5 protein-coding genes and 2 pseudogenes are annotated in these 7,357 nt (G+C 57.9%); 4 read left to right on the plus strand and 3 right to left on the minus strand.

Going from position 1 to position 7,357, the window contains the following annotated elements:
* Nucleotides 1-119 precede the first annotated feature (119 nt).
* A pseudogene (locus FHW92_RS25320) lies at nt 120-371 on the minus strand (IS110 family transposase); the annotation flags it as partial.
* A 135-nt stretch (nt 372-506) separates the two neighbouring features.
* Nucleotides 507-1,055, minus strand: coding sequence for a TetR/AcrR family transcriptional regulator (locus FHW92_RS25325; protein ID WP_168606059.1), 549 nt, complete (start codon nt 1,053-1,055; stop codon nt 507-509).
* Between the two features lie 54 nt (nt 1,056-1,109).
* Here FHW92_RS25325 and FHW92_RS25330 point away from each other — a divergent pair, with 54 nt between their 5' ends.
* Nucleotides 1,110-1,583 carry a DUF4188 domain-containing protein gene (locus tag FHW92_RS25330; RefSeq protein WP_246870429.1) on the plus strand — a complete coding sequence of 158 codons (474 nt, stop codon included), beginning with the start codon at nt 1,110-1,112 and terminating at the stop codon, nt 1,581-1,583.
* A 237-nt stretch (nt 1,584-1,820) separates the two neighbouring features.
* Here the strand turns inward: FHW92_RS25330 and FHW92_RS25335 are convergent.
* A pseudogene (locus FHW92_RS25335) lies at nt 1,821-2,032 on the minus strand (transposase); the annotation flags it as partial.
* 380 nt (nt 2,033-2,412) lie between these two features.
* Here FHW92_RS25335 and FHW92_RS25340 point away from each other — a divergent pair.
* The 3 genes from FHW92_RS25340 (at nt 2,413) to FHW92_RS25350 (ending at nt 7,088) form a co-directional block, all read left to right on the plus strand.
* A complete protein-coding gene (locus tag FHW92_RS25340; RefSeq protein ID WP_349237757.1) occupies nt 2,413-3,636 on the plus strand; it encodes a surface lipoprotein assembly modifier in 1,224 nt (407 codons plus the stop codon).
* A 40-nt stretch (nt 3,637-3,676) separates the two neighbouring features.
* Entirely contained in the window at nt 3,677-5,461 is a 1,785-nt protein-coding gene (locus tag FHW92_RS25345; protein ID WP_172249409.1) for a transferrin-binding protein-like solute binding protein, read from the plus strand.
* A gap of 868 nt (nt 5,462-6,329) precedes the next feature.
* The gene (locus tag FHW92_RS25350) at nt 6,330-7,088 is read left to right on the plus strand and encodes a hypothetical protein (protein WP_168606063.1); all 759 of its coding nucleotides are present in this window, start codon (nt 6,330-6,332) and stop codon (nt 7,086-7,088) included.
* The last annotated feature ends 269 nt before the right edge of the window (nt 7,089-7,357 follow it).

Consider the following 7,357-nt stretch of genomic DNA (forward strand, 5'->3'; position numbering starts at 1 on the left):
CGGCTCAGAATAATGCAAAGCAAGAAGATCCGAGAACGGCGGAAATCCGCCAATCAGGCAACGCTCCTCCGCATTATGGGCACCTCGCGATTAGTGAAGTTATGCTCACCTGCGCATAACTTTACATAGGGTTTGACGTAAGCAGGCGGCATCAATCGCACTTCATGGCCGAGCTTTTGTAATTCCCGCGCCCAGTAATGGGATGTCCCACAAGCCTCGATACCGATCAGGCATGGCGGCAGTTTTGCGAAGAAGGGCAACATCTGCGCCCGGCGCAGCGCCTTACGAACGATGATCGTGCCCACCTGGTCGACACCGTGAATCTGAAAAACATTCTTGGCCAAATCGAGGCCGATCGTGCTAACTTCCATGGCGGATGGCTCCTTTGCTCGGGTTTGCCTGACAGCAACCCATCTTGGCACCTTGATGCCGTGAGCGGGAGCCATCCACCTCATCCGGTTTGGAGGATATCTTCCAGCCTCGGGAATGGCTGGAATGAGGGCGGCCTAAGACCGTTTCGCCGCTGAGATCCCGGCGACGATCATCTTGAGTGCGGCGTGTTCGACCGAGGAGCCATCCGGCGACAAGCCGCCATCAAGTGCCAGCGTCGCCATCCCGTGTACCGCCGACCAGCAAGCGAGCGTCGCCGCTTCCAGGCTAACCGGCGCAAGCTCGCGCACTCTTCTTACCATCACGCCATAGGCATTGTCTTCAATAGGGGGCGGCCCGCCATCGTGACCGGCGAACATCAGGCGGAATAAGGCAGGCCGCGCGCGAGCGAAAGCGAGATAGGCCTGACCTTGCGCCACCAAGGCTTCGCGCGGATCGGGCGCAGCGTTGGCGGCGAGCAATTGGTCTCGCAGATCGGCAAAACCGCGCATCGCAACTGCGGCCAGCAACGCATCCTTGTCCCGAAAATGCCGGTAAGGCGCCATTGCTGAAACGCCGGTATCACGAGCTAACGCGCGCAACCCCACGTCTTCGCCGCGTTCCAGCGCGGCGAGCGCGGCAGCGACGAGGCGCTCGGGCAATTCGGGAGAAATCTTGGCAGTCATGTTTACATCGTACACTCGCACTGTATGATTACGCTGTAAACATCATGGAGTCGTATGATGCAACCCGCAATCCAGCGCCAGTCGGTGGATATTTCCGCCTATCCAGAGCTTGTCATGATCATGCTTGGTTTTCGTCTGCGCACGTGGCGCGGGCTGCAGGCCCTGCGTCGGATCGGTCCTGGTCTGAACCAGATTGCGCGCGAGCGGCCTGAAGGCCTGCTTGCCCACGAGGGCATGATGTTCGGTCTGACGCATTTCGGCTTCCGCCAATATTGGCGCGATATCGAGACGCTGGAGCGGTTCACGCGCGGCGAGCCCCACGCTGATTGGTGGCGGCGAATTCGCGAAATGTCGGCCGGCGCCGGCTTTTGGCACGAGACCTATCATGCCAAAGGGGGCGTCGAAGCGCTGTATGTCGCCATGCCTGGGCCGGTCGGGCTCCAGCATTTCGCCCCGCGCCGTGACCCGGTCGGACCATTTCTGTCAGCCAGAGCCCGCGTGCAAGGCGGACTGGCAGGTGCAGCGTGATGGAGCGGCAGAACCAACCTTAACCGACGACCGGTTCCGACGGTCAGGTTGAGGGCCCTGAATGTCTGAAATAGCGGCGATAATTTCCATGACGGCGAACCGGAAGCAGGCGACCAACTTACGACATTCAGCAGCTAGGCGCCTTGATCTGCCCCGTTTTGACCGGACACCCTCAGGCCTAAAAGGAGGCTTGTGGATACTCGCGCAGCTTCATCCGTCATTCCGAAAACGATTACCGGCGATAGCATCGCGGAGTTTGTCACCGGCATAGTCGCCATCAGCAAAGACATGGCACAGCCAGGGAAAGCGCCGCTGCACGGCTTTGAGGACATTGACGGCGCCATCGCGATCCTGAATATCAGCGGCGTGCACGAGGATGAAGACTAGGAATCGCAGGTATCGGTCAGGAGATGCCGCTTGCGACCCTTGATTTTCTTGCCCGCGTCATAGCAGCAAGGACCGCCGCACGGTGTGTGAGGGTCGCCTTGCTGCTCGTGTCAATTCGAGCGGAAAACGCCTCAGCGCGGTTTCAAATGATAGCTCACCTTCCGATCTTCCGCACCACTCAACGTGGTAATGCTGGCGTGGCAACGGTGCGTGGCCTGCAATCGTTGCAGCCGTGCTGGCCACCTGTAATTGGTAAATTACGGCATCTGTTCAATTTTCAACAAATCAGGCTGGATGATTGTGAATATTGGCGCTATCCGTCCGGCGCATGCGGGGGGCATTGATCATATGGGCTATTGCGGCCTCGTATTCTGTCAGCGCAGCCCCTGTTCTAGCTGACACATCAGCATCATCAACGCCGGGCGACACCCACTTTACCCCCGTGCAACTGTTCGCTTTCGCCGATAGCGCCCGCGATCGTGGTGATTTTGCCACGGCCGAGGCTGCCTATCGCGCTCTGGCCGCCGATCCCAATCTTCAGTTGCGTTCCGAGGCGCGCTTTCGTCTCGCCCTGATGCTGGCCAACCAGTTGCACAAATTGCGCGATGGGGCGATCGAATTGCGCAAGATTCTCGATGAAAATCCCAAGGCTGCGCGGGTTCGCCTTGAACTTGCCCGGATTGATGCGTTGCTTGGCCACGTCAATGCCGCCGGCCGCGAACTGCGCGCTGCCCAAGCCGCCGGTCTGCCGCCCGATGTGGCAACGGCGGTGCGCTTCTACGCCCAGGCGCTTGATGCCCGTCGGCCGGTGGGGGGCAGTCTGGAAGTTGCACTGGCGCCCGATAGCAACGTCAACCGCGCTACGGCTTCCTCTACGCTGGGCACGGTGATCGGCAACTTCACCCTCAGCAAAGATGCGCAGGTCCGGTCCGGACTGGGGGCGTCGGTGCGCGGCCAGGGGTTCGCCCGCTTGCCGGTGGCCGGCAAGGTCAACCTGATCGGGCGGCTCTCGGGTAGCGCCAACATCTACCGCTCCACCGAGTTCGACGACCTGATCGTAGCGCCCCAACTTGGGCCGGAGGTCATGCTGGGGCAAGGGCGATTAAGTCTGGCCGCAGGCTTGGCATGGCGTTGGTACGGGGCCGTGCCCTACACTTTGGCGCTGACGGCCAGCGCCGATTGGCTGCATCCTCTGGGCAAACGTGCGCAGGTTCGCCTTGGCGCCGGTTACGCCTCCATCGACAACCGCCGCAACGATCTGGAAAGCGGTAATGCCTGGTCACTGAGCGCCGGGGTGGACCGGGCGTTCTCGGCCCGCTTTGGCGGTGGCTTGCAGGTTTCGGGTAGCCGCCAAACCGCGAAGGACGCTGGCTATGCCACAGTGGGCGGTGGGATCAATGCCTATGTCTTTCGTGAAATTGGCAAGACGACGATTGCATTGAATGCGTCATACAGCCACCTTGAGGCTGATAATCGGCTGTTCCTGTTTGTCGATCGCCGGATTGACAATAATTATAGCATTGGATTGAATGGAACATTTCGGCAAATACGGGTGGGGGCGATTGTGCCGATCGTGCGGTTCCGCTTTGAACGCAACGCATCAACCGTGCAATTATACGATTATCGTCGTTTCGCGGGGGAAATTGGTGTTGCCACCGCGTTTTGAATGGGCATGATCGCCTGAGGATCAGGGGGATAGTTTGACAATGCGAGCGATTAAACAGCCGGCTCAGGCCTCTCTGGTGGTGTTGTGCCTGACGCTTTCCGCCTGTGGCGGCGGCGATGGCGGCGGGGGCGTGGCAAGCGCGCCCACTCCGATCTCTCCACCTTCGGGTGTCAACGCCAACCTGCTCGGCCCGCTGAAGAGCGAGAGTTTTGCCAACGATGCGGTCGGGGGCACGGGCAGCTATGGCGCCGGCAATTCGGGCAGTGCTTCGGCGGGCGCGGCCACGGTTGCCTTTTCCTATGATGCGGCCAGCGGAACCTATACGGTCAGCGCCGGCGGCACTAGCCAGTCTTTCGCCCCCTCTGCCAAGAGCGCTTCGGGTAGCAACGCGCTGTCGTCCGTCTACATCATCAATGGCACCACCAGCGCCGACGCGCTGACGCTGACCAATCCGGGAACCTCCGGCGCGTTTACCTACAAGTATGTCGGCGCGGGCTTCTGGCAGCACAGCTCCGGCTCGACAGGCTCGAACACCACGCAGGAATATGCCTTCACTTATGGTGTCGCAACCCCCGGTACCGCCGTGCCGCGGACCGGGCAGGCCATTTTCAGCGTCGATCTGCTGGGGGCCTTGGCGAAATTCGGCGGCACGGTCTCGATGAACGGTTCAGGCACGCTGGCTGCCGATTTCGGGTCTGGCAGCCTCACGATGGCGGGCACTTTTTCGGAGCTTGATCCGGTTTCGGGCGCGACGATAATGCCAAGTGCTAATTGGAGCGGCCAGGGCACGATCGCCTCCAGCAGCAATGCCATTTCGGGCACGATGCGCACCTCTCCCAATGCGGTCTCGCCTTATCCAACATCACTGACGGGCACCTTCACAGGGCGCTTTTACGGGCCCAGTGCCGATGAAGTGGGCGCGGCCTTCAGTCTGACGGGTTCCGACGGCCTCGAATTGGCGGCGGTCGGCACGCTGACGGGGCGCCAGACGACCGCGACCGGGATCACAGGCACGGGGGCTGCCTTTTATAGCCTGAGCGGGGGCGGCACGACGCCCGTTGGCGATTTGAGATATTTTGTCGACTCGACGAAGACCTTTACCTCTGCGTACACAACAATTGGCGCTGGCGGAAACTATATTACATTCGTGAAAAACGCCAATGGTTCTTACAATCTGTCCGATACGGTCTCGTCTGCCCCATTGAATTTCGATTCAACGAATGTGATTTCGCAAAACGCGGTGTTTACAAATTACAAAACGTCCGTAGCATCGGGATATCCGACGGATGAACTGACGCTGTTCAATCCCGGGGCTGGCAACACCACACTGGCGCTGACCTACGTCAGCTACGGGCAATGGCGTTCCACCTCAGCGTCCACTCAGGTTTCCGATCGTGCGTTTATTTATGGCCAACTCACCGGCACTGGTTTGATGCCCACGACTGGCTCGGCAACCTACACCGGGATCGCCAGCGGGCGCGGCGTTGGCGCGACATCCAGCACCGATGCATACACGTTGAGTGGCACCAGCCGCTTCGATGTCAACTTCGGCACGGCATCACTCACGTCGTCGGTCAGTGGCACCCTGCTGAACACCACGACCAATGCCAGCACGGCATTGGGCACCGTGTCGTTTAGCGGCAATATCAGCAACGGTGCGTTTACGGCGACCACGGCCCCCAGCGCCAGTGTCAGTGGCCAGATGGCTGGGGCGTTTTTTGGCCCCACCGCTTCCGAGGTGGGCGCGGTGTTCACGCTGGCCAACAACTCGGGCGCAATGCCTTACACGATTGTTGGCGCGGCGGTCGCAAAGCGGGGGCCCTGACCGGGGCCTTCGTCCGTCAGGATGCGTGACTGCCAATATTTCTCATTTCTTCTCGCCATTGGGAGGTGGACGCGGCGCAGGTCGCCCACCCACACCCCTTGTAGCGCCCGCGCCAGCGGCCCGGACCTTCCGATACGGCAGCCACTGCAGCGCGGTCATGCGGGAGGGTGCCGAGGCGGCGATCTTCAGAACTACGAAAACATAGTCGACTGCCACCGTTGGCGGCGGGGCTGGCGGGCATCGTTGATCGATGCCAAGAAGTTAACTGTCTGCAATGGCCAGCATTTTGCGGATGCGACCGTGCTGTCTGCCGCACGACTCTCCTGCGTAGCGGGTTCGTCCTTGTCTTAAGCCCCGTCATTCATGTGCTGTTCGGCGACGGTGAATGAATGACGGGTTCCAATGCCGCAGATCATGCCGCTGAACGACCGTTTTTGGGGCGGCAACGTTCGCGATCCAACACTGGCAGAAGCCGACCAAATTGCGACGTTCCGAGAAGGACGTAGAAATGGCGGCTCGTCCCGGCGATGGTTACTCCTGATGAATAAGTAGTTTTCGGAGATTTATTTCCCTGAATATGCATAATTTCTGCAATTTCAAACTTGGTCGGCGAAGTCGACTTCAGCTTATGGAGCGCGCTTGGTCAATGAATAGACGATGGGCCTAGCATAGCGATACTTCGGCACCTAGGCCAGATAACAGCGATAGCGAATTATCGTGTGACAACCTAACTGACATGTCATAACCCGTCTGTGGTTGAAGGCAGCATCCGACTGAAGTTGGAGAAGTGTCTCTCAATCACAGGATGCCAAGTTGAAGCAAAGGGAAAGTTGATATGTGCACGAGGGTCGTTACCGGATTGTTTGCGATGGGAATTGGTATTTTTGCTCAACCAGTCACCGGTCATGCTGCTTCGAGAAGCTATCAGATAATTTGGGCAGTCAACCCGATCGAGCAATCGATGGAAGAGAAGACTGTTGAGCCAGGTGATGTTATTGCTCGCGCTAAGCTTGTGCCACCTACCTTGCTTGCCCTTGAGGGTGACGCCGTCGGTGAGAATGGCAAGACGATTATTCCTCACGGATCTCAAATGATAGCCTTGCGCGCAGATGTTTTAGCGGCTTGCACTTTTACATTTCGACCCGTTGATCCCTTGCAGGGTTTTTTGTTTGGTAATGGGCAACGCTTCACTTGCTTTGTTGATCAAAATAGAGACGGGAAATTTGATAGTATTTTTTACGTGGTAAGCAATAAGATTGGTGTGCCGTCTTCGTTCGGCACCATACCTCGAACCCTGAAGCCAATAGTGCCTGTTGCATACCGTCGCTCGAATCCGTCGGATGGGGCAGATTTTCCGACATTGCTTTTCAAATATTCGCATCAGGATAAAATTACTGGTCATAGCTATTTTGGGATCTGTATCGAAAACCCATCCACACATAAGCAAACGTTTTTTGATGGATACTCCGGCGTGAGGAGTGATAAGCTTCCGAAAAAAATTGGGACAATGGGAGTCGAGGCGATTGCAACTAAAAAAAATGGCGATAAAATTGAACTGGTTGTGAAAAGTGGATTTTCATCTGCGGAATTTGCGGCTGAAGAGTCTGTCAGTTTGACTTTTTATTAGTCGGCCTCGCTATCGATTTTAATTTGTAAATTTTGATGTCGAAGTTGATTTTTCTGAACACGGTGCAGCAATGCCTAAGGTGACGGTCAGTGGCAAAACTGTCTTTCAGCATGGCGTCAGGGAATGGCCGCAAAGTCCCACTTCTTGCCAGTCGGGGGGCATCGCCTGCGTCTCAGAGCCGGATTCGAAAGTTTTTCATGCCCAGCAATAGGTTGCGGTTCTGCGGCTGACCATGCGGATGGAAGCGATGGTGGCCCATGCGGTTGAAG

Source organism: Novosphingobium sp. SG707, assembly GCF_012275515.1.
Lineage (GTDB): Bacteria > Pseudomonadota > Alphaproteobacteria > Sphingomonadales > Sphingomonadaceae > Novosphingobium.

Bases quoted from the DNA above. Each gene is read 5' to 3' on its own strand.
- FHW92_RS25325 (WP_168606059.1), bottom strand. From the start codon at position 1,055: ATGACTGCCAAGATTTCTCCCGAATTGCCCGAGCGCCTCGTCGCTGCC.
- FHW92_RS25345 (WP_172249409.1), top strand. From the start codon at position 3,677: ATGCGAGCGATTAAACAGCCGGCTCAGGCCTCTCTGGTGGTGTTGTGC.
- FHW92_RS25330 (WP_246870429.1), top strand. From the start codon at position 1,110: ATGATGCAACCCGCAATCCAGCGCCAGTCGGTGGATATTTCCGCCTAT.
- FHW92_RS25350 (WP_168606063.1), top strand. From the start codon at position 6,330: ATGGGAATTGGTATTTTTGCTCAACCAGTCACCGGTCATGCTGCTTCG.